Below are 21984 nucleotides of genomic sequence, written 5' to 3' on the forward strand. Positions count from 1 at the left end.
CCCCACCCGCCGCGGCGACGCCGCGGCGGCTTGAGGCATACTCGAAATGAAACTACTAGCTCCCTATGAAGGCACCCGCAGCGGCGCCGCAGCTCAACCCCAGGAGGACAAGACCGTGAGTTCCATCGCATCCGTGCTTGAGGAAAGCCGGGTATTCCCACCCAGCGCCGAGTTCGTCGCCAAGGCCGGCCTCAACGCCGATCGTCTCAACGCGCTACGGGCCGAGGCGGAAGTCGACTTCACCGCCTTCTGGGGCCGTCTGGCCAAGGAAACCCTGCACTGGCAGACGCCGTTCCGGCAGGTGCTGGACGACAGCCAGGCGCCCAACTACCGCTGGTTCGCCGACGGCAAGACCAATGTCTCGGTCAACTGCCTGGACCGCCACCTGGGCAGCAAGGGCGACAAGCTCGCCATCCGCTTCGAGGGTGAGAAGGGCGACGTCCGCACCTACACCTACAAGCAGCTGCACGCAGAAGTCTGCAAGCTCGCCAATGCCATCAAGAACCTGGGCGTGAAGCTGGGCGACCGGGTGGTGATCTACCTGCCGCACAGCGCCGAGGCGGTGATCGCCATGCAGGCCTGCGCGCGCATCGGCGCCACCCATTCGGTGGTGTTCGGCGGCTTCTCGGCCAGCTCGCTGAAGGATCGCATCGAGGATGCCGGCGCCAAGCTGGTCATCACCGCCGATGGCGGCTGGCGCGGCGGCAACATCGTCGAGCTGAAGAAGGCGGTGGACGAGGCGCTGGCTGCCGGCGGCCCCAGCATCACCAATGTCATCGTCTTGAAGCGCACCGACCACGGTGTGCCCATGGTGGCGGGCCGTGACCTCTGGTGGCACGAGTTGCTGGCCACGCAGTCCGAGCGCTGCGAGCCGGAATGGGTGGATGCCGAGCACCCGCTGTTCCTGCTCTACACCTCCGGCTCCACCGGCAAGCCCAAGGGCATCCAGCATTCCACCGGCGGCTATCTGCTCGGTGCGCAGCTGAGCGCGCAATGGGTGTTCGACCTGAAACCGGACGACGTGTTCTGGTGCACTGCCGACGTCGGCTGGATCACCGGCCACAGCTATGTCGCCTACGGCCCCCTGAGCGCCGGCGCGACGGTGATGATCTACGAGGGCGCGCCCACCGTGCCCGATGCTGGCCGCTTCTGGAAGATCGCCCAGGAGCACGGCGTCACCATCTTCTACACCGCGCCGACCGCGATCCGCGCGCTGATGAAGCTGGGCGAGGAATGGCCGAACAAGTACGACCTCAGCAAGCTGCGCCTGCTCGGCAGCGTCGGCGAGCCGATCAATCCGGAAGCCTGGATGTGGTACCACCGCGTCATCGGCAAAGAGAAGCTGCCGATCGTCGATACCTGGTGGCAGACCGAGACCGGCGCCATCATGATCGCGCCGGTGCCGGGCGCGGTGCCGACCAAGCCCGGCTCCTGCACCCTGCCCCTGCCCGGCATCTTCACCGCCATCGTCGATGAAACCGGCGAGCCGGTGACCGCGCCCGGTCAGGGCGGCTATCTAGTCATCACCAAGCCCTGGCCGTCGATGCTGCGCACCATCTGGGGCGACAACAACCGCTACGTCAGCGCCTATTGGGGGCAGTTCAAAGACCGGGCCAGCGTCCAGTCCGGCATCAAGACCATGCTCTACGTGGCCGGCGACGGCGCCCATATCGACGCCGACGGCTATCACTGGATCATGGGCCGCGTCGACGATGTGCTGAACGTCTCCGGCCACCGCCTGGGCACCATGGAGGTCGAAAGCGCCCTGGTCAGCCATCCGCGCGTCGCCGAGGCGGCAGTGGTCGGCCGGCCGCACGAGGTCAAGGGCGAGGCGGTGTTCGCCTTCGTGATCCTCAAGGGTCAGCGCCCCACCGGCGCCGAGGCCGATGCTCTGGTCAAGGAGCTGCGCGAGCACGTCGCCAAGCAGATCGGCGCCATCGCCAAGCCGGACGACATCCGCCTGGCCGACGGCCTGCCCAAGACCCGCAGCGGCAAGATCATGCGCCGCCTGCTGCGCTCGATCGCCAAGGGCGAGGACATCACCCAGGACATCTCCACCCTGGAGAACCCGGCCATCGTCGCGCAGCTGGCCGGCCGCGACTAAACCGGCAAGCTGGCCGCAACCAAAAGGGACCGAGACGAAAGGTCCCTTTTTTTGTTGCCGCCGCCAGCCACTTGCTCGCTCCGTGAGCAAGCGCCATTGGCATTCCGGCTACGAAGGCGGAAACTGCGCGCATGGATGATTCGCAGGGCATGTCGCTGCACGCGGCACTGAAACAACACTTCGGTTTCGATCACTTCCGCCCCGGCCAGGAATCCGTGGTCCGCGACGCGCTGGCGCATCGCGACCTGCTGGCGGTGATGCCCACCGGCGGCGGCAAGAGTCTGTGCTTCCAGTTGCCGGCACTGCTGATGCCGGGGGTGATGGTGGTGGTCTCGCCACTGATCGCGCTGATGCAGGACCAGGTGCGGCTGCTGGCCGACAACGGCATCGCCGCCACCTTCCTCAATTCCAGTCTCAAGGCCGGCGAAGGCGGCGAGCGCATGAGCGCCTTGCTGCGCGGCGAGATCAAGCTCTTGTATCTGGCGCCGGAGCGCCTGCTGAGCAGCGAGTTCCTCGACGGCTTCCTGCCGCGCCTGGCCGAGGCCCAGGGCATCTCCGCCTTCACCCTCGACGAGGCGCATTGCGTCAGCGAATGGGGGCATGACTTCCGCCCCGAGTACCGCCAGCTGTCGCGGCTGCGCGAGCGTTTTCCGCAGGTGCCGGTCTATGCCTTCACCGCCACCGCGACGCCGCGGGTGCGCTCCGACATCATCCGCCAACTGGCGTTGACGGAGCCGGCGGTACACGTCGCCAGCTTCGACCGCCACAACCTGTTCTATGCAGTCAAACCGAAGAGCTCGCGCACCTATGGCGAGCTGCTGGCACAGGCCCGCGCCGGCGGTGCCGGCATCGTCTACTGCCTGTCGCGCAAGCGGGTGGACGAGCTGAGCCATAAGTTGCAGGCCGACGGCATCGCCGCCCTTCCCTATCACGCCGGCCTCGATGCCGAGACCCGCAGCCAGAACCAGGAGCGTTTCATCCGCGACGACGTCTCGGTGATGGTCGCCACCGTCGCCTTCGGCATGGGCATCAACAAGCCCGACGTGCGCTGGGTGCTGCACTACGACCTGCCGAAGTCGCTGGAGGGCTACTACCAGGAGGCCGGCCGCGCCGGCCGCGACGGCGAGCCGGCGCGCTGCACCCTGTACTTCGGCGCCGGCGACATCCACACCGCGGAGTTCCTGATCGCCCAGAAGCTCGACCCGGTCACCAGCGAGCCCTTGCTGGAGGAGCAGCGCCAGGCGCGCCAGCAGCTGCGTCAGGTACTGGACTACGCCGAGACCAGCGCCTGCCGGCGCAGCGTGCAGCTGCGCTACTTCGGCGAGGACTATCCACCGGGCAACTGCGGCGCCTGCGACAACTGCACCACGCCGCGCGCCACCGAGGACTGGACGGTGCCGGCACAGCAGCTGCTATCCACCGTCGCCCGGCTGGCGAAGCTGAACCAGCGCTTCGGCGCCGGCCATGTCATCGACATCCTGCGCGGGGCGAAGACCGAGAAGCTGCTGCGCATGAACCACGAGGCGATCAGCACCTACGGGATGGGCAAGGACCGGCCGGTGGAGGACTGGCGGCATCTGGTGCGGGTGCTCAAGCACGAGGGCCTGCTGGCCGAGACCGAGGACGGCTACCCGGTGCTGGCGCTCAACGCCGGCAGCTGGACCGTGCTCAAGGGCGAGCGCCGCGTCGAACTGGCGGCGCCGCCCAAGGCCGAAAAGCTGCCGCGCGAGCGCAAGCTGCGCAGCGGTCGTGGCGCGGGCCCCGAAGCCGCGCCGCTGAGCAGCGCCGAGGAGGCCCTGTTCCAAGCGCTGCGCGCCCTGCGCAAGCGGCTGGCCGACGAGCAGAACGTGCCGCCCTATGTGGTGTTCGCCGACGCCGCCCTGCGCGCCATGGCCGAGCGCCAGCCAAGCACCCTGACCGCCTTCGCGGAGATTCCCGGTGTCGGCGAAGCCAAGCTCAAGCATTACGGCGAGGCTTTCACCGGCGCAATCCGCGAGGCCTTGGCCCAGACCTAAACTGCCTGCATCCCGCCATCGGAGCCCGCCATGTCCACCCCTCTGCGACTGCCCGCGCTTGATCCCGCCAGCCTGCCGGAGCTGCGTGGCAGCGGCTACCCGGAACCCTACAAGTCGCGTATGGGCGACCGCGTGAAGCGGCGGCTGGGGCCGGCGCTGGGCCTGACCCAGTTCGGCGTGAACCTGGTCCGGCTCGGGCCAGGCGGCCAGTCGGCGCTGCGCCACTGGCATAGCCGCGAGGAGGAGTTCGTCTACCTCTTGGAAGGCGAGCTGGTGCTGCGCACCGATGCGGGCGAACAAATCCTCCGGGCAGGGGACTGCGCCGGCTATCCGGCCGGCAGTGGCGACGGCCATCAACTGGTGAATCGTGGCGACTCGGTCGCGGTCTATCTGGAGGTCGGCACCCGCGACGACGATGACGAGGCTCACTATCCCGACGACGACTTGCTGCTGCGCTACCGGCAGGTGCAACAGCCCGACGGCAGCTCCCGGCGAGAAATGCTGCCCTTGCACAAGGACGGCAGGCCGTACTGAGTTTCTGGCCGGAATCCAGCCCTATTCGAGGTCGCGGTCCGGCACTTTTCGCGCCGGAGCGAACCCGTCGAAGAGGACCAGGTAGCTCTCGCTGATCGGATAGACCTTCTGCACCGTGCCACGGGTACCGGCCGGAATCCGACTGCCATCGGCATAGACCTTGTCCACCCGCAGCCTTACGCGACTTCCCACTTGGTAGCGCATTTCGTTTCTCCCGGGTCAGGGCTGTTGTGGCAACTGGGCGGCGATGCGGTTCAGCGCCTTGCGCCGTTCGCCAGCGTCGGCCGCCGCCAGGGCACCGCGCTCGGCCAGCAGCGCGTCCAGCAGGTCCACGGTGGCGCGTCGGCTCAGCGCCGGCACCGTGGCCGCCTCGACCAGCTCTCCAGCCTGCCCAGCCAGATCACCGACGGCGGCCACCGGCTTGCTGCTCAGTCCGGCCAGCGGCAGGCCATAGGCGGCACCGACCATCTGTACCCCCTGCTTGAGCACCTGCAGCGAGGCCTGGGTGAGCTTGCTGGCGCCCTGCTTGACGCCCTTGACGGTGAACATGCCCGGACCTTCCATCTTGATCGCCAGGTCGGTGTTGCCGAACACGCCACTGCCGTGGGCGCGGTTGTAGACGCCCTGCCAGTACCGTTCAGGCGCGTTGACCAGATAGGCGGCATAGGGATCGTCGAACAGCCCCAGGCCGGCGGTCAGCAGATCCAGACGCAGCCTGCCGGACTCGACCAGATTCCGGCGGACTTCCAACAGGCGTAGATCGGCGGCCAATTCCGTCTCGGGCTGCACCTCGCCATCAAGCTCGGCCAGAACCTGGGCATAGGACTGTTCCCAGCGCAGGTCGGCGCCGGTGAACTCGTCCATGGCGGCACGGAACTCCCGGCGCCGCGCCTCACCGGTCTGCAACCGCGCGCGCTGCGCGCGCTGGCCGGCGGCATCGCGAGCCGCCGCCAGTTTGGCCAGCTCGGTCGAGACCCGGGTCCGTATCTTGCTCACAAAGCCAGGCAGATCATCGGGAGCGATCACCAGGGCTCCAACCAGCTTTTGGTAGTAGTCGCCGATGGCCCTGACGATGATCACCTGGCGCCGCGCATACCCATCCTGCGCAGCGACGATGGTGTGCTGGCTGGCGGCCAGGCCCACCGTCGCTTCCAGCGCATCCTCGGGTGCCAGGCCGCGGCGGTCGAAGACGTCTACCTGCACGCTCATCCGCGCGCAGCCGGCCAGGCTCAACAGCAACAGCAGCGCCAGGGTTTTGAGGGCAGTCATGGCAGCTCCTCCTTCAGCAGCCGGGCGCGATTGGCATTGAGCCAGGTCTGGGCCTCGGCGAGATTCCGGAACGGCTGCTCGCGCCCCAGCTCGGCAGCCAGTCGGTTGGCCAGGCCCAGCGCCCGGCTCTGGGCCAGGGCCGGGCTGGGCTGGGCCGGCAGATCACCCAGGAGGCCGAGCCCGGCGCGGGCCAGGCTTTGTGCCCGCTCCTGCTGGCGCCGCAGCGTCTGTTGCGCCGGAGCAAGCAGGCCGGCACCGGCCACCAGTTGGGTCAGGCTGCCCATCAGCGCGGTGTTGTCGGCGATCTGGCCAATTTCTCCGGCCATCGCGTCGGAATTGGCCGACAGGAGCAGCACCAGCTTGCGGTCCCGCAGCCCGGCATCGAGCGACTGAACCTTGCCCTTGCTGGCCGGCTGAAAGCCCTGGCCGGCGCTGGTCTGGCTGAAATAGGCATCGACCGCCTCCTCGTCGAAATAGCCGGAGAGGTAGCGCGAGCTGTTCAGAAAGGTGCCGCCCTTGACCGTCACCCGGTAGTAGTTCACCGGCGCGCCCTGGCCATCCTCGGACTTGAAGTAGTGGCGCTCGCCGAAGCGCGAGGCGCAGCCGGCGAGCGATAGCAGCGCCAGCAGGCAGCAAAGTCGTATGCCCATGTTCCCCTCCCGTGCATTCCCTAGTCACGGTGGCGTCTGGTCGCTTTTGGCCAGAGCCATCTTTGCGGCGATGCTAGTTCAGCTCTTCCTGGCGAGCAATTCGCCAGAGGTGCCTGGGGCAAACCCCGGGCGCGCCCATATACTCCCCAGGACATGGACACTCCCAGCCCCTTCTCGCCGCGCCCGCTGATCCAGAAGATCGGCACCGCGCTGCGCACGCAGCGGGTGGCGCGGGAGTTCGGCATCGAAACCCTGGTGCGGCTGCTCAACGAATACCTGCCGGAAGAGCAGGTCGCCGAGGTGCGCCGCGCCTACAGCTTCGGCGCCGAGATGCACGCCGGGCAGAACCGCAGCAGCGGCGAGCCCTACATCTACCACCCGCTGGCGGTGGCGCGCATCCTCGCCGAGATGCGGCTGGATCACGTCACCCTGATCGCCGCGATCCTGCACGACGTGATCGAGGACACCGCGGTCTCCAAGGACGAGATCGCCCGCCAGTTCGGACCCGAGGTGGCGAAGCTGGTCGACGGCGTTTCCAAGATCGAGAAGATCGAGGGCATGAGCCGCATCGAGCGGCAGGCGGAGAGCTTCCGCAAGCTGTTGCTGGCGATGACCGACGACTTGCGGGTGATCCTGGTCAAGCTCGCCGACCGCCTGCACAACATGCGCACCCTCGGGGCGATGGCGCCGGAAAAGAAGCGCCGCATCGCCCAGGAAACCCTGGAGATCTACGCGCCTATCGCCCAGCGCCTGGGCATCAACACCCTGCGCCGCGAGCTAGAGGATCTGGCCTTCGCCAACCTGCACCCGCAGCGCTACGAGGTGTTCGTCAAGGCGGTGGGCGAGCGCCTGGGCGATGTGAAGAGCCTGATCCGCGAGATCGAGCAGCGCCTTTCCCGGGCGCTGGCCGAGGAAGGCATCGGCGCCACCGTGATCGGCCGCCAGAAGAGCTACTACAGCATCTACCGCAAGATGCAGAAGAAGCGGCTGAAGTTTCTCGACGTGATGGACTTGCTGGGCTTTCGCATCGTGGTCGCCAAGCTCGACGAGTGCTACCGCGCACTGGGCATCGTCCACCATGTCTACAAGCCGGTGCCGGGCCTGTTCGACGACTACATCGCCAATGCCCGCGGCAATGGCTACCAGAGCCTGCACACCACCTGCGTGGGGCCGGAAGGCAAGAAGATCGAGATCCAGATCCGCACCCGCGAGATGCACCACATCGCCGAGAGCGGCATCGCCGCGCACTGGCAGTACAAGCTCGGCGGCCGCGACGCCGCCAGCTCCGCGCCGCAGGCGCGCGCCCGCGAGTGGCTGCAGATGCTGCTTGAATCTCAAGGCAGCGATGGCGCGCAGGAGCTGGTGGAGAACGTCAAGGTCGACCTGTTCCCGGACGAGGTCTACGTGTTCACGCCCAAGGGCCAGATCCGCCGTCTGCCCAAGGGGGCGACGCCGGTGGATTTCGCCTACACCGTGCACAGCGAGCTGGGTGACCACTGCGTCGCCGCCCGTATCGAAGGTCATCTGGAGCCGCTCAACACGCCGCTCAAGAACGGCCAGACGATCGAGATCATCACTTCCCGCCACGCACGACCGAACGCCGCCTGGCTCAACTATGTGAAGACCGCCAAGGCGCGCTCGCGCATCCGCGCCTTCTTGAAGGAGCAGCGCGAGGACGAGGCGATCCGGCTCGGTCGCCGCCTCCTGGAAATCGCCCTGCGTGAGCTCAAGCTGCCGCCCACCGTGCTCAATCCCAAGGCCGCCGCGCCGGTCTTGGCCAGCTACAAGCTGGAGGAGCTGGAGGATCTCTTCATCTCCATCGGCACCGGCGAGCGCTTGGCGCCGCTGGTGGCGCGCCACTTCCTGCCGGAGTCGGCCATCGGCACCCGCTCCAGCGACTCCATGCCGCTGGCGGTGGAAGGCACCGAAGGTCTGGTGATCGACTACGCCCGCTGCTGCCGGCCGATCCCCGGCGATGCGATCATCGGCTACGTCTCCGCCAGCCGCGGCATCATCATCCATCGCCTCGACTGCGAGCATGTGCAGGCGCGCAAGGGCGGCCCGGGCGAGCGCATTGCGCTGGTGTGGGCGGAGAAGGTGCAAGGCGACTTCCTGGCCGAGTTGAAGCTCAAGGCACACAACCGCCGCGGCCTGTTGGCCAGCGTCGCCGGCGAGATTTCCGAGGCCGGCAGCTCGATCGAAAACGTGCAGATGCCAGACCGCTCGGGCTCGGAAGAAGCGGTGGAAATGCGCTTCCTGATCACCGTGAAAGACCGCGTGCATCTGGCCCGCGTCATCAAGCGGGTGCGGCGGCTTTCGGCGGTGGAGCGGGTGAGTCGCGCCTAAACGGCGTCTGCGGCCAGGCGCAGGGTAAACAGCGCGACATCCAGACGCCGGTCGGCGCCCACGCGCGCCCAGAACCGCATCGCATCCTGGTTATCGGCCCGCACGAAGGCGTGGCAGCGGCTGATTCCGGCCGCGTCCAGGCGCTCCAGCGCCGCAGCCACCAGGGCCCGTCCGCAGCCCGTGCGCCGCCAGGCCGGCTGCACGGCGAGGTGGTAGAGATAGGCGCGCCGGCCGTCCTGGCCGCAGAGCAGAGCACCGACCAGAGCGCCCTCGGGACTTTCCGCCACCCAGCTGAGGCCGGGATTGCGCTCCAGAAACGCGGCGATGCTGGCGGGCTGGTCGGAGGCCTCGCGCAGCACCACCCCCTCCGCCTGTTGCCAGAGAGCCAGGCAGCCTTCGATATCGGAGGAATGCAGCGGACGTAGGCTTAGCGTCATCGCGTCTACCCAGGCCAGGCCGGGAGCAAGTGGCGGCGGACCCAGGATCAGTCGCGCGCGGCGACATCCTTGCCGTAGGCGACGCCATGTTTGGCCAGATAGTCGCGAATCAACTGCCGGACCACCTGCGAGGCGGTCTGGTCCTGCCGGGCACAGAGCAGTTCGAACGCCTCCTTTTTATCGGGGTCGATCAGCACGGTGAGGCGGGCGGTTTTTGATTCCATGTTCAAAGTGGTAGCACCGGCAGGGACGAGAAGCCGGCCGCCGGATACGCAACACCGGCAGACCGCCGCAGCAACTCAAGCATTATCATAATATGTGCATTGAAAGCACAAACTATTCCAATCAAAGTCGAGTCCCGATTGTTTCCGCCCACAGCCATTCCGCATCGCCGCCATGAATCCACCCAGGCCCTCGCTTAGCCCTCAGGCCCTGCCGCCGGGCGCCGACGGCCGCCGTTGGCACCGTCTGCCGGCCGAGGGCATCTTCAGCGGCGAGGTTCTCTGGCTGCGCGAGCCCGCCGACGCCGACTTAAAGCAGGCGCTGAAGCAGATCCGCACCGGCCGCTACCGGCAACCGTTCGCGCTCGACAGCATCCGCTCGCGGCGCCTGCATTTCGGCCTGCGCTACGTGCAGAGCGAGATGCTGATGGACTACCCGGACGCGCTGACGCTCACCTATACCCGGCAGATGATGGCCTTCCTGCCGCTGCTGCCCGAGCCCAAGGAGCTGATGATCGTCGGCCTCGGCGGCGGCTCGCTGACCAAGTTCTGCTACCGGCATCTGCCGCAGACCCGCATCACCACGGTGGAGATCAATCCCCAGGTCATCGAGTTCAGCCAGCTGTTCCATCTGCCGGCGGAAGACGCGCGGCACCGGATCGTCCTCGCCGACGCCGCCGACTATCTGTCCAGCGTCAGCACGCCGCTGGACGTAGTGCTGCTCGACGGCTGTGACGCCCAGGGCACCGCGCGCCGCTTTTGCAGCGCGGAGTTCTTCGAGGAGTTGCGGGACAAGCTGAGCCCCGAAGGGGTCGCCGTCATCAATCTCATCGGCGTGCCCAGCCGCGCCAGCCATCTGCTGGAAGACATCTGCGATGCCTTCGACGACCAGGTCCTGGTGCTCAATGCCCACGCCAACGACAACCGCCTGGTGTTCGCCTTCCGCCGCTCCTGCGCGCGGCTGGACTGGATCGGCGCCGAAGAAAGAGCGGTCTCGCTGACCAAGACCTGCCGGCTGGATTTTCATCAGCTGCTGCGGATGCTGCGCGACGCCGAGTCGCAGGCATAAAAAAATCCCGGGGCGTCTGCCCCGGGATTGACCAAAACCACTTTGATAGCGCCAGAGCGCCGCCGGAAATTCCGGCGGCGCCCGCCCATCAGGCCACCTGTGCGCGACGGCGACGCAAGGCGGCGCCGAACAGCGGCAACAGCGCCAGCCAACCGAAGGCGCCACCGCCAAAGCTACCGGTGTTGCCGGAGGAGCCACCGCTGGAGCTGGTGCCACCCGAGCTGGTGCCGCCGGAACTGGTACCACCGGAGCTAGTGCCACCCGAGCTAGTACCACCCGAGCTGGTGCCGCCGGAGCTGCTGCCGGTGCCCGGATCGGTCAGGCCGCAGTAGTACACCTGGGTATCGTCGATGAACCAGCCGAGGTTGCCACCGCAGCCGTCCTGGCCAAACTCCCAGCGGAACTTGACCTTGGCACCCTTGGCCAGACCCAGCTTGGACAGATCGACGATGGTGGTGCCCCAGCTGCCGGTGGCCTCGCCCTGGTCGGCGCCGGTCCAGGCCGCCTCGCCCGCGAGCGGGCTGGTGTTGTTGCCATTGCCGGGAAGACCGATCGGGTCGGGGATCGGCAGGATCGGCGAGTCACCGAACACGCCGGTGTGCTCGTTGTAGGTGAAGGCATCCTGAGGAACGATGGTGTAGGTGCTGCCACCATCGCTGCTGTACTTCAGGTTGCCGCCGTCAAAGCCCTGCTCGGACTGCATGAAGTGGGTGAACGACAGGAAGCTGGCGCTGTCCGGCACCGTGAACTCCGGCGAATCGGCGCGAATCGAACCCGACGCATCGCCGCCAGCGGCGCAGGTACCGTCGCCGTCGTTGCTGGCGAACAAGGCCTTGCCGCTGTGCGGCGCCGGCAGATCGGAAACCACCGTGTAGGTGAAGCTGGGCGAATCGTAGTCACCGGTGATGTTCTTGCTGATCGTCCAGCCACTGGGGATCGCGCCGGCTTCCCAGGTTTCCTTGAAGCTCGGCGTGACGAACTTGCCGGTCGGGCACAGCGCGGGCGTCGAGGCCTCCGGCTTCAGCACGGTGGTGTAACCGCACTTCTCCTTCGGGTTCTGACGCAGCTCCACGGCCTGGCTGGCCAGTTCCACGGCGTCGCAGTCGGCCTGGCTGATGACGTCGGCGGACACGTTGCCGAGCACGTCGTTGAGAGGCTGCCCGATCAGATCATGGCAAGCCATCGCCAGGGCGTCGGCGTGCTGCGCGAAGTTGGTGGTCGGCGTCTGGTACTGGGTTTCCGCCTGGAAGTAGATGTGCGCGGCCTTGGTCATGCCGATCTTGGGGATCGTCACGTTGTTGAAGGTCTTGCCGTCCACCAGCATGGCGTACATATGGTTGGGCACGCCCGAGTTGGTGTGCACGCCGCCGTTGTCGCCGGTATCGCAGTAGTAGTTCTCAGAAGTGATCACGCTACCCGGCGAAGGCGTGGCGAGAATCGGAATTCCCAGCAGCGGCACGTTGATGCCGAAGTTGTCCGGATCCCACATGTCGCGCAGCAGGAACCCGGCCGCCACTTCAGAGAGATCCTCGCCAAGCACCCAGCGGCTGCCACCGTTCTCAAAGTACTCGCCCTCGGTCAGTGTCACGCCCAGGGGACCTTCGATGCCGTTCACCAGGTCGTAGGTCTCACCGAAGATGTCCGAATAGGCCTCGTTCAGCGCGCCCGACTGATACTGGTAAACCAAACCATGGGTATATTCGGTGTAGGCATGGCTCCATTCGTGGCTGACCACGTCGTCGGCATCGAAGGCCGGGCAGTAGTTGGTGGAATCGCCGTTCCAGTAGGCGTTCGGGCACTGCTCGTTGATCAGGTAAACGCTCTTCTGCACCTGGGCGCGCAGCTCGCCGGTGGCAGGGTCGATGAAGCCGTCGTCGTAACCCTCGCGACCGAACAGGTTCTTGTACAGCGCGTAGGTGCCGCCGGCGAAGATGTAGAGGTTGTCGACCGGCAGCCGCGGAACTCGCGAAGTGGGATCGCTATCGACATCACCAGCCAAAGGAATGTCGCTAGGAGCGCCTAAGCTGCCCTCGGTGTAGAACGGCGGCACATCCTGGTTGGCGAAGTAAATCTCGCGATTGAGAACAGTTTGGATCTCATCGATGCGGTTGAGCACCGTGCCACGATCAGCGTCCAAGATCAGCCGATCTTTGATCGGGTAAGCAGGCGTGCCGCCGGTGAGCATCACCTCGTAGGCCAGATGGCTCTCACCCGGAACCCCCTTGAGCAGGCCGGTGCGGTAGAACATCAGGCGGCTGGACTCCAGCTTCAGCGCCTTGCCAGGGTACATCTTGGCGCCCGCGGCCACGGCGCGCTGGCGCAGCTCGCCGATCGACATCTTCGGGGTGGTGGACAACTGATCCAAACCGGGCACGAACACGCCGTTGACGCCCAGGATGCCGCGCTCGTCCATGTGCACTACCAGACGTGCACCAAAAACGGGCAGGCCCTGCACCAACTGGTCCATGTGCACATGGGTTACACCGGTGCGGTCTTTCGAAACACGCCGCGAGCGCAACTGGTTCAGCGGGTTTTCCGCACCCACTAGGCTGCCGTACAAGGAGAGGAAGAACTGCGCGCGCTCAATCGGGTTGGCCGCCGGATTGTCGAGCAACAGCGGGGTCTTACCGGTGGCGTGCACGGTGTTGTAAAGGCTGTCGGGCAGCGAACGGTTCAGCAACGCCCCCTGAGTGTTGCCCTTGAGTCGGGCGACCAGCTCCACCGTGCCACTGGCAGGACGCTCGGGAATAGCCTGGCTGGCGCCGGCAAAAGTCATCAGCGCCACGGCGCTGAAACGGCTGATACCGCGTAAAGTAAATACGTTCTTCATAGTCGTCCGAATGAAGTTATCGACAACTGACGTAGCTGTCGTGTTGGGGCTAGCCTGAAGCAAGTTCTCTGCCACCACCAGCCCCCCCGATGGATGCCGCAGACACCTAAACCTTTAATTGACAAAACAGATTCATAAACGCATGAGCCGCGAAATCGTTCACACCGCCGACGCCCCCGCCGCCATCGGCACCTACTCCCAGGCCGTCAAGGTCGGGAGGACGGTCTATCTCTCGGGCCAGATTCCGCTCGATCCGGTCAGCATGGCCCTGACCAATGCCAGCATCGAGGACGAGATCCACCAGGTGTTCAAGAACCTGGCGGCGGTGGCCAAGGCCAGCGGCGGTGGCCTGCAAAACCTGGTCAAGCTCAACATCTACCTCACCGATCTCGGCCACTTCGCCAAGGTCAACGAGATCATGGGCCAGTACTTCCAGCAGCCCTACCCGGCCCGCGCTGCCATCGGCATCGCCAGCCTGCCGCGCGGCTCGCGGATCGAGGCCGACGGCGTCCTGGTGCTCGACTAGCCGGGGCCGCGCCAGCGCGCGTGGCCACCAGCCGCAACCAGGGCAGCACCGGCAAGCCGCTCGCCGCTCCGGTCGGCCTGCACAGCGCCGTGCAATACCTGCGCGGCGCCGGCCCCTACCTGGGCGGCGTGCTGCACGGACTGGGCGTCGAGACCATCCAGGACCTGCTGTTCCACCTGCCGCTGCGCTACGAGGACCGCCGTCAGGCCACCCCCATCGGCCAGCTCAAGGGCGGGGAGGACGCGCTGGTGCTGGGCCGCATCGGCGCGGCGGCGGTCGGCTTTACCGGCAAGCGCCGCACCCTGCGGGTTTCCATCGAAGACGCCAGCGGCAGCCTGCTGCTGCGTTTCTTCCACTTCAACGAGGCCCAGCGCACGGCGCTGCAGCCCGGGCGCTGGCTGCGCGCCTACGGTGCCGTGCGCGGCGGTATCGGTGGCATGGAGATGGTGCACCCGGAATACCGGGTCGCCGAGCGCGCCGAGGATCTGCCCACCGAAGCGCGGCTGACGCCGATCTACCCGCTCACCGCCGGCCTCTCGCAGGCCAAGCTGCGTAGCCTGATCCAGCAGGCGCTGGAACTCGCCGCCCGTGATCGCTCCCTGCTGCCGGGCCTGCCCGGCCTGCCGCTGCCGGACAGCTTGAGCGCGCTGAAGCTGATCCACCAGCCGGAGGCCGACAGCGACGCCCGTCTGCTGATGGCCCAGCAACACCCGGCGCAGGGCCGCCTGCTGCGCGAGGAGCTGCTGGCGCATCAGCTGTGCATGCGCCTGCTGCGCCGCCAGGTGAAGACCCGCCCGGCGCCGCGCCTGCCGAATCTCGCCGCCGCCCAGACGGCCTTGCAGGCGGTGCTGCCGTTTACGCTCACCGGCGCCCAGCGACGGGTGCTGGCCGAGGTCGCCGAGGACCTGCTGCTGCAAAGGCCCATGCTGCGGCTGGTGCAGGGCGATGTCGGCTCCGGCAAGACCGTGGTCGCCGCCGTCGCCCTGCTCGCCGCCGCCCGCGCCGGCTACCAGGCGGCGCTGATGGCCCCCACCGAGCTGCTCGCCGAGCAGCACGCGGTCAACCTCGGCCGCTGGCTGGCACCGCTGGGCCTGTCGGTGGCCTTTCTCGCCGGCAAGCTGAAGAAATCGCAGAAGGACGTCGCCCTGGCCGCCATCGCCGCCGGCGAGGTCAGCCTGGTGGTCGGCACCCATGCGATGTTCCAGCAAAGCGTTGCCTTCGCGAAGCTGGCCCTGGTGGTGGTCGACGAGCAGCACCGCTTCGGCGTGCAGCAGCGCCTGGCGCTGCGCGACAAGGGGCCGGCGGGCCTGAGCCCGCACCAGCTGATCATGTCCGCCACCCCGATCCCGCGCACCCTGGCGCAGACGCTGTATGCCGATCTCGATGTCAGCGTCATCGACGAACTGCCGCCCGGGCGCACGCCGATCACCACCGTCGCCCTGGTCAACGAGCGCCGGCCCGAGCTGACCGCCCGCATCGGCGAGGCCTGCCGCCAGGGCAAGCAGGCCTACTGGGTCTGCACCCTCATCGAGGACAGCGACGAGCTGGAAGCCCAGGCCGCCGAAACCACCGCCGCGCAACTGCGCGCAGCCCTGCCAGGCCTGCACATCGGCCTGGTGCACGGCCGCATGAAGCCGGCCGAGAAGGAGGCGCAGATGGCCGCCTTCAAGGACGGCAAGACCCAGCTGCTGGTCGCCACCACGGTGATCGAGGTCGGCGTCGACGTGCCCAATGCCAGCATCATGGTGATCGAGAATGCCGAGCGCCTGGGCCTGGCGCAGCTGCACCAGTTGCGCGGCCGGGTCGGTCGCGGCGCGGTGGAAAGCCAGTGCGTGCTGCTCTACCAACCGCCGCTGGGGCCGCTGGGCCGCGCCCGCCTCGACACGCTGCGGCGCTCCACCGACGGCTTCGAGATCGCCCAAAAAGACCTGGAGCTGCGCGGCCCCGGCGAGCTGCTGGGCCGCCGCCAGACCGGCGTCATCGGCCTCAAGCTGGCCGACCCGCAGCGCGACGCCCAGCTGATCCCGGAGCTGCAGCGGCTGGCCGACGACTGGCTGGATCGTCAGCCTGAGCTGGCGCGGCTGCTGATCCGCCGCTGGGTCGGCGATGTCGAGAAATACGCGCAGGTCTGAAAGACAGCCGCCCAGCCGTTAAACTCGCGCGCCTCACACACTGCCCAGGACGCGCCCATGCCCACGACTCCCCCTCCCTGCCCCGTCTGCGGCCTGGAAAACACCTATCAGGACGGCGAGCTCTACATCTGCCCGGACTGCGCCCATGAATGGCCGGTGGCGGCACCCGCCGAGGAAGCCGAAGGTGAAAAGGTCGTGAAGGACGCAGTCGGCAATGTGCTGGCCGATGGCGACACGGTGACCCTGATCAAGGATCTGAAGGTGAAGGGCTCGTCGCTGGTCATCAAGCAGGGCACCAAGATCAAGAACATCCGCCTGGTGTCCGGCGACCACGATGTCGACTGCAAGGTCGACGGCACGCCGATGATGCTGAAGTCGCAGTTCCTGAAGAAGGCCTGAGAACTTTCCAGGCAACAAAAAAGCCCGCAGCTGCGGGCTTTTTTGATTCGCTCGACGAGTTAGAGGTCGAACGAGGGGTCCAGCGCTTCCAGCTCCATCTTCGGGGCCTGGATCACCGGCAGCTCCTGCTCGTCGAGCACGCTCTCGGTGACATAGCCCTCGGCGATCTCGCGCAGCGACAGCACCGTGGACTTGTGGTTTCCCCAGGGCAGATGGGCTTCGGCGCCGCGGGCGAGCTGGCGCGCGCGCTTGGCGGCCACCAGGCTCAGCTGGAACTGGTTGGGGATCTGGGCCAGGCAGTCTTCGACAGTTACGCGGGCCATGAAAACCTCTTTAAGTGGTGCAGACAAGGTCGCGAAGGATAGCCGAGTACTGCTGGTTTTTCCAGCAGCGCGCTTTCCCGGCTAGCTCCGCAACAGGTCGGCGATCAGCCCGGCGTGGCGCCGCTGCTGCGCCTCACGGGCCAGGCGCGGCGCCAGGAACAAGGCAGTCAGCTCGGTGCAGGCGGTCTCGAAGTCGGCATTCACCAGCAGATGCTCGTACTCGGCGTAGTGGCTCATCTCGGCGGTGGCCTCGGCCATGCGTGCGGCGATCACCGCGTCGCTGTCGGTGCCTCGGCCGCGCAGGCGCCGTTCCAGCTCGCCGCGCGAGGGCGGCAGGATGAACAGGCTGCGCGCCTCGGGCATGGCGGCCCGCACCAGACGCGCTCCCTGCCAGTCGATGTCGAGAACCAGATCGACACCCGCCGCCAGCAGCGCCTCGGTGCGCTCGCGACCGGTGCCGTAGCGGCGACCAAACACCTGGGCGTGTTCGAGAAAGTCCCCCGCCGCGATCATCTCGACGAAGCGCGCCTCGTCGACATAGTGGTAGTGCACGCCTTCCTGCTCGCCCGGCCGCGGCGCGCGGGTGGTGTAGCTGACCGAGATCGCGGCCTCCACGCCCAGGGCCTTGAGCCGGGGCAGCAGGGCGCGGGTGAGGCTGGTCTTGCCGCCGCCGGAGGGGGCGGAAACGATCCAGAGGTTGCCGGGAGTGGGTGCATTCATGCGGCGATTATCGCGGAGTGCCGCCGGCGGCGGCAGTCACTGACACGCGGATTTCATCAGCGGCTGGGATGCTCGCCGACTGTTCGTCCACCGCAGCCTCCACATGAGCACGCTCGATCGTCGCGATTTCCTCCGCGCCGGCCTCTATGGCGCCGGCCTCGGCCTGCTGCCACCTTCCATCGCCCGGGCCCTCAGCATCCCGGCCAAGGTCGTCAACCGCGACATCAGCGACGTGCAGCATGTGGTGATCCTGATGCAGGAAAACCGCAGCTTCGACCACTACTTCGGCCTGCTGCAGGGCGTGCGTGGCTTCGGCGATCGCTTCATGCTGCCGCGCTACAACGGCGAGTCGATGCTGGTACAGCGCAACGCCAGCCGCACCGTGCTGCCCTACTACCTCGACAGCCGCGAGGGCAACGGCCTGGTGGTGGGCACGCCACATTCCTGGGGCGACGCCCACGACGCCTGGGACCACGGCCGGATGACGCACTGGCCGCTGGCCAAGAACGACGTGTCGATGGGTTATCTGAAGGCCGAAGACCTCGACTACCACACGGCGCTGGCCAATACCTTCACGCTCTGCGACCACTACCACTGCGCGCTGCCCGGCGGCACCAACTCCAACCGCATCCACCTGTGGACCGGCACCAACCGCGGCACCACCGCCCGCAGCGAGGGCGCCGAGATGTGCGTGGTCAACAACGACGGCTGGGACACGCTCAACGGCACGCCGCTGGAAAACAGCCTGACCTGGACCACCTACCCCGAGCGCCTGCAGGCCGCCGGCGTGAGCTGGAAGGTGTACCAGTTCCTGCCCGACAACTTCACCGACAACCCGCTGTCCGGCTTCAAGGCCTACCGGGATGCCTACAGCCGCATCAACAACGGCAACCTCGCCAGCTACAGCGACGCCGCGACCCTGCCGCCGGTGGACTATCTCGAAGCCCTGCACGACAACCCCGACTCGCCGCTCTACGAGCCGCTCTACAAGGGCATCGGCAAGACCGAGCCCGGCTATCTGGTCGATCCCCTCATCAACTTCCGCCTGGCGGCGCTGACCGGCACCCTGCCGCAGGTGAGCTGGCTGGTGCCGCCGAAGAACTACACAGAGCACCCGGGCGGTGGCCCGCCCTCGCTGGGCGCCTGCTACATCAGCCAGGTGCTGGATGCCCTCACCGCCAATCCCGACACCTGGGCGAAGACGGTGTTCCTCATCAATTACGACGAGAACGACGGCAACTTCGACCACCTGGTGCCGCCCTGCCCACCCTCGCCGCTGCCGGGCGGCGGCTACGCCGGCAAGAGCACGGTCGATACCAGCCGCGACTACATGAACGTGCCCAACGCCACCAATCTGGAGCCCGGCGACGGCCAGCCCTACGGGCCGGGGCCGCGGGTGCCGATGCTGGTGATCTCGCCCTTCAGTCGCGGCGGCTACGTCAACTCGCAGGTGCACGATCACACCTCGGTGATCCGCTTCCTGGAACAGCGCTTCGGGGTGATGGAACCCAATATCAGCCCCTGGCGGCGCGCGGTGATGGGCGATCTCAGCAGCGCCTTCGACTTCGCCAACCCCAACGACGACCAGGGCTTCATCACCACGCTGCCCAGCACCAACCTGCTCACCGCGGTCCTGGAGTACGCCCAGCAATCCGGCCAGGCCTACGTAGAACCGCCCGCCGAAGATGCACAGAGCCTGCCGGTGCAGCCCCCCGGCAACCGTCCGGCGCGCGCCCTGCCCTATCACCTGGAGGTGCGGGCGCAGGCGGTGGCCGACGGACTGGAACTGCAATTCGAGAACAGCGGCGAGGCCGGCGCGGTGTTCCACGTCTACGACCGCTACCGGCTCGCCGACATCCCGCGCCGCTACACGGTCGAGGCCGGCAAGACGCTAGCCGACCACTGGACCGCCGCCGACACCGCGACCAGCCTCTACGATCTCTGGGTGCTCGGCGCCAATGGCTTTCACCGGCTGTTCCGTGGCAGCGCCGAGGCCGCGGCGGTGGAGATCCATACCCAGTTCGAGCCGGCGACGCGGACACTGCGGCTGTCGCTGCGCAACAGCGGCAGCATACCGGCCGACTGCGTCATCACCGCCGCCGCCCATCGCGACGACGGCCCCTGGCCACTGCGCCTGGCGCCCGGTGCGAGCGAGGAAAAAGTCTTCGCACTGGACGCCAGCGAGGGCTGGTACGACTTCACCGTGCGTGGCCCCGGCGGCCTGCTACGGCGGCTCGCCGGCCACTTGGAGAACGGCAGCGCCAGCGTCAGCGACCCGGAGATGGGCGCGCCGCAGGCGGTGGCCGCCTTCGGCTTTGCCGACCGACTGGACGTGCTGCCCGGCCGCCCGGTGGAATCCGAGCCGGCCGTGCTGGGTGGCTACAGCGGCTATCTGCCGATCCGCGCCCAGCCGGGCACCGAGTTCAGCCTCGACGGCGGCCCCTGGGTCGCCGATGCGCCGCCGGTCTGCGCCGGCCAGTCGCTGCGGCTGCGGCACACCGCCGCCAGCACGCTAGCGACCGACACCCTCAGCCGGATCAGCGTCGGCGCGCTGGAAGTCGGCTTCCGCTCCAAGACCGTCGCCCAACTGCCCTCGCCCGAACCGACGCCGACGCAAGGCCACGAGGGCCGCTATGGCGGCGCCCTCGGCGAGGCCGCACTGACCGCGCTGGCTACCGCGGCGCTGGCGCGTCGCGCCCTGAATGAGTCGTCTTGCGAAGAGGCGCCGTCGTCCGAGGACGGCTGAGCGTCGCCGGCCCCGGCCGCTCAGTCCTTGAGCAACCGGGCGTGGTGCGCGAGGTGGTCGTGGACAAAGGTCTGGATGAAGTAATAGCCGTGGTCGTAGCCGGCATGGCGACGCAGCGTCAGCGGCTGGCCCGCGTCGCGGGCGACGGCTTCCAGCGCGTCCGGCTGTAGCTGGGCCAGGAACTGGTCGCTCAGCCCCTGATCGACCAGCACCGGGCCGGGGAAGCGCGCGCCAGCCTTCAGCAGCGCGCAGGCGTCGTAGCGCGCCCAGGCCGCCGGATCGTCGCCGAGATAGCCGCGGAAGGCCTTCTGCCCCCAGGGCACGGCGCTGGGATTGCCGATCGGCGCCAGCGCCGACAGCGATTGCCAAACTCCGGGGTGGCGCAGCGCGCTGACCAGCGCCCCGTGGCCGCCCATGCTGTGCCCGAACAGGCCACGCCGGCCGGGCAGTGCCGGGAAGTGTGCCTCGATCAGGGCCGGCAGCTCGGCGTTCACGTAGCTGCCCATGCGGTAGTGCGGCGCCCAGGGCGTGACTGTGGCGTCGAGGTAGAAGCCGGCAGCGAGGCCGAAGTCCCAGCTTTCCGCCTCGCCCGGCAGGTTGATGCCGCGCGGCGAGGTGTCGCAGGTCACCAGCATCAGCCCCAGCTCGGCGGCGAGGCGCTGCGCGCCGGCCTTGATGACGAAGGTCTCCTCGGTGCAGGTGAGCCCGGCCAGGTAGTACAGCGTCGGCACCTTCGCCCCAGCCAGCGCCTGCGGCGGCTGATAGACCGCGAAGTTCATGCCGGTGCCGGTGCTGCTGGAGGCGTGGCTGTAGAAACCCTGAAGGCCGCCGAAGCAGGCGTGCTGGGAGCGGGTGCTGATCTCGGACATGGCGGAACTCGGAAAGCGGTGAGTGAGGAGAGCGCTACCAGGGCAGGCGCTCGCGGTCGCGATAGAAACCACCGCTGGGGCCGTCGTCCGGCAGCTCGGCGGCCCAGAGGATGCCAGCTACGGCCTCGGTCACCGGCCGCGCGCCCATGGCCAGCGCGCCCTCGAAGGTGGCGGTGAAGCCGGGGCAGACGGCATTGACCAGCACGCCGCTGCCGGCCAGCTCCTCCGCCAGCAGCGCGGTGAGGCCGTTCAAGCCCAGCTTGGAGAGGCCATAGCCCGGCCCCATGGCATTGCCGGCCGAAAGCCCGAAGCGCGCATCGCCATAGCTGCCGGCGCCGCTGCTGACATTGACGATGCGGCCCTGGCCGTGGGCGCGCAGCAGCGGCAGCAAGGCCTGAGTGAGCTGCCAGCTGCCGAACAGATTCACCTCCATCATCCGCCGCGCCGCGGCGAGATCGGCGCTGGCGGGACGGGTACCGCGCGGCGCGCCGCTGGCGATGTTGCCGGTGCCGGCGTTGTTGATCAGCAAGCGCAGGCGACCGTACTGGCTGCGGATGTGTTCGGCGGCAGCGGCCACCGAGGCGGCGTCGGCGATGTCGAGCGGTAGCGGGACGACCGCCCCGCCCTGCGCACTCAGTCGCGCGGCCAGCTCGCGCGCCGCCTCGCCATCGCGCGCCGCCAGCAGCACCCGGTAGCCACGCGCCGCCAGCGCCGCGCAGAGTCCGTAGCCCAGGCCCTCGGCGCGCCCGGCGCCGGTGACCAGGGCCAGTTCGCCCACCGTCGACATCGCAGTG

Annotated in this window: 19 protein-coding genes; 9 read left to right on the top strand and 10 right to left on the bottom strand. The window is 67.8% G+C overall.

Going from position 1 to position 21984, the window contains the following annotated elements; translation table 11 throughout:
• Window positions 1–46 precede the first annotated feature (46 nt).
• From acs to AC3WT6_RS11295, 3 genes are all read left to right on the top strand, one after another.
• On the top strand, window positions 47–2104 hold the full coding sequence (gene acs, locus AC3WT6_RS11285; RefSeq protein ID WP_492653670.1) for an acetate--CoA ligase: 2058 nt from the start codon (window positions 47–49) through the stop codon (window positions 2102–2104).
• 131 nt (window positions 2105–2235) lie between these two features.
• Window positions 2236–4119, top strand: coding sequence for a DNA helicase RecQ (recQ, locus tag AC3WT6_RS11290; RefSeq protein ID WP_492653671.1), 1884 nt, complete (start codon window positions 2236–2238; stop codon window positions 4117–4119).
• A gap of 30 nt (window positions 4120–4149) precedes the next feature.
• Window positions 4150–4653, top strand: a complete 504-nt coding sequence (locus AC3WT6_RS11295; RefSeq protein ID WP_492653672.1) for a cupin domain-containing protein — start codon at window positions 4150–4152, stop codon at window positions 4651–4653.
• 21 nt (window positions 4654–4674) lie between these two features.
• Here the strand turns inward: AC3WT6_RS11295 and AC3WT6_RS11300 are convergent, their stop codons facing one another.
• Genes AC3WT6_RS11300 through AC3WT6_RS11310 form a run of 3 tightly spaced genes read right to left on the bottom strand, consistent with a single transcriptional unit; the run spans window position 4675 to window position 6572 of the window.
• A complete protein-coding gene (locus AC3WT6_RS11300) occupies window positions 4675–4857 on the bottom strand; it encodes a hypothetical protein (protein ID WP_492653673.1) in 183 nt (60 codons plus the stop codon).
• A 15-nt stretch (window positions 4858–4872) separates the two neighbouring features.
• Window positions 4873–5922, bottom strand: a complete 1050-nt coding sequence (locus AC3WT6_RS11305) for a hypothetical protein (protein ID WP_492653674.1) — start codon at window positions 5920–5922, stop codon at window positions 4873–4875.
• A complete protein-coding gene (locus AC3WT6_RS11310) occupies window positions 5919–6572 on the bottom strand; it encodes a hypothetical protein (RefSeq protein WP_492653675.1) in 654 nt (217 codons plus the stop codon). The genes AC3WT6_RS11305 and AC3WT6_RS11310 overlap by 4 nt, the downstream gene beginning before the upstream one ends.
• Window positions 6573–6725: 153 nt before the next feature.
• Here AC3WT6_RS11310 and AC3WT6_RS11315 point away from each other — a divergent pair, with 153 nt between their 5' ends.
• Complete coding sequence (locus AC3WT6_RS11315; protein ID WP_492653676.1) at window positions 6726–8918, top strand: RelA/SpoT family protein; 2193 nt, start codon at window positions 6726–6728, stop codon at window positions 8916–8918.
• Here the strand turns inward: AC3WT6_RS11315 and AC3WT6_RS11320 are convergent.
• Together AC3WT6_RS11320 and AC3WT6_RS11325 are read right to left on the bottom strand one after the other, a co-directional pair.
• Window positions 8915–9355: a GNAT family N-acetyltransferase gene (locus tag AC3WT6_RS11320; protein WP_492653677.1), complete on the bottom strand. Its 441-nt coding sequence runs from the start codon at window positions 9353–9355 to the stop codon at window positions 8915–8917. The two genes, AC3WT6_RS11315 and AC3WT6_RS11320, sit on opposite strands and share 4 nt — an antisense overlap.
• Window positions 9356–9402: 47 nt before the next feature.
• Window positions 9403–9579 (bottom strand): ribbon-helix-helix protein, CopG family, encoded by a 177-nt coding sequence (locus AC3WT6_RS11325; RefSeq protein WP_492653678.1) that lies wholly within the window; start codon window positions 9577–9579, stop codon window positions 9403–9405.
• Between the two features lie 172 nt (window positions 9580–9751).
• Between AC3WT6_RS11325 and AC3WT6_RS11330 the strand changes: the two genes are divergently transcribed.
• Window positions 9752–10645 carry a spermine/spermidine synthase domain-containing protein gene (locus AC3WT6_RS11330; protein WP_492653679.1) on the top strand — a complete coding sequence of 298 codons (894 nt, stop codon included), beginning with the start codon at window positions 9752–9754 and terminating at the stop codon, window positions 10643–10645.
• An 88-nt stretch (window positions 10646–10733) separates the two neighbouring features.
• On the opposite strand, the gene AC3WT6_RS11335 is transcribed toward AC3WT6_RS11330, so the two are convergent.
• Window positions 10734–13475, bottom strand: a complete 2742-nt coding sequence (locus AC3WT6_RS11335) for a M4 family metallopeptidase (RefSeq protein ID WP_492653680.1) — start codon at window positions 13473–13475, stop codon at window positions 10734–10736.
• Window positions 13476–13617: 142 nt separating this feature from the next.
• Here AC3WT6_RS11335 and AC3WT6_RS11340 point away from each other — a divergent pair, with 142 nt between their 5' ends.
• Genes AC3WT6_RS11340 through AC3WT6_RS11350 form a run of 3 tightly spaced genes read left to right on the top strand, consistent with a single transcriptional unit; the run spans window position 13618 to window position 16532 of the window.
• Entirely contained in the window at window positions 13618–14001 is a 384-nt protein-coding gene (locus tag AC3WT6_RS11340; RefSeq protein ID WP_492653681.1) for a RidA family protein, read from the top strand.
• A 20-nt stretch (window positions 14002–14021) separates the two neighbouring features.
• Window positions 14022–16133: an ATP-dependent DNA helicase RecG gene (gene recG, locus AC3WT6_RS11345; protein ID WP_492653682.1), complete on the top strand. Its 2112-nt coding sequence runs from the start codon at window positions 14022–14024 to the stop codon at window positions 16131–16133.
• Window positions 16134–16190: 57 nt separating this feature from the next.
• Entirely contained in the window at window positions 16191–16532 is a 342-nt protein-coding gene (locus tag AC3WT6_RS11350) for a zinc ribbon domain-containing protein YjdM (protein ID WP_492653683.1), read from the top strand.
• Window positions 16533–16591: 59 nt separating this feature from the next.
• Here the strand turns inward: AC3WT6_RS11350 and rpoZ are convergent, their stop codons facing one another.
• Entirely contained in the window at window positions 16592–16855 is a 264-nt protein-coding gene (gene rpoZ, locus AC3WT6_RS11355; RefSeq protein ID WP_123210744.1) for a DNA-directed RNA polymerase subunit omega, read from the bottom strand.
• Between the two features lie 81 nt (window positions 16856–16936).
• The gene (gene gmk, locus AC3WT6_RS11360) at window positions 16937–17575 is read right to left on the bottom strand and encodes a guanylate kinase (protein ID WP_492653684.1); all 639 of its coding nucleotides are present in this window, start codon (window positions 17573–17575) and stop codon (window positions 16937–16939) included.
• 103 nt (window positions 17576–17678) lie between these two features.
• On the opposite strand from gmk, the gene AC3WT6_RS11365 reads away from it, so the two are divergent.
• On the top strand, window positions 17679–20321 hold the full coding sequence (locus AC3WT6_RS11365; RefSeq protein WP_492653685.1) for a phosphocholine-specific phospholipase C: 2643 nt from the start codon (window positions 17679–17681) through the stop codon (window positions 20319–20321).
• Window positions 20322–20341: 20 nt separating this feature from the next.
• On the opposite strand, the gene fghA is transcribed toward AC3WT6_RS11365, so the two are convergent.
• Together fghA and AC3WT6_RS11375 are read right to left on the bottom strand one after the other, a co-directional pair.
• Window positions 20342–21190 (bottom strand): S-formylglutathione hydrolase, encoded by an 849-nt coding sequence (gene fghA, locus AC3WT6_RS11370; protein ID WP_492653686.1) that lies wholly within the window; start codon window positions 21188–21190, stop codon window positions 20342–20344.
• A 34-nt stretch (window positions 21191–21224) separates the two neighbouring features.
• Complete coding sequence (locus AC3WT6_RS11375) at window positions 21225–21977, bottom strand: SDR family NAD(P)-dependent oxidoreductase (protein WP_492653687.1); 753 nt, start codon at window positions 21975–21977, stop codon at window positions 21225–21227.
• Window positions 21978–21984: the final 7 nt, after the last annotated feature.

This window comes from Stagnimonas sp. FW305-C-60, assembly GCF_058782965.1.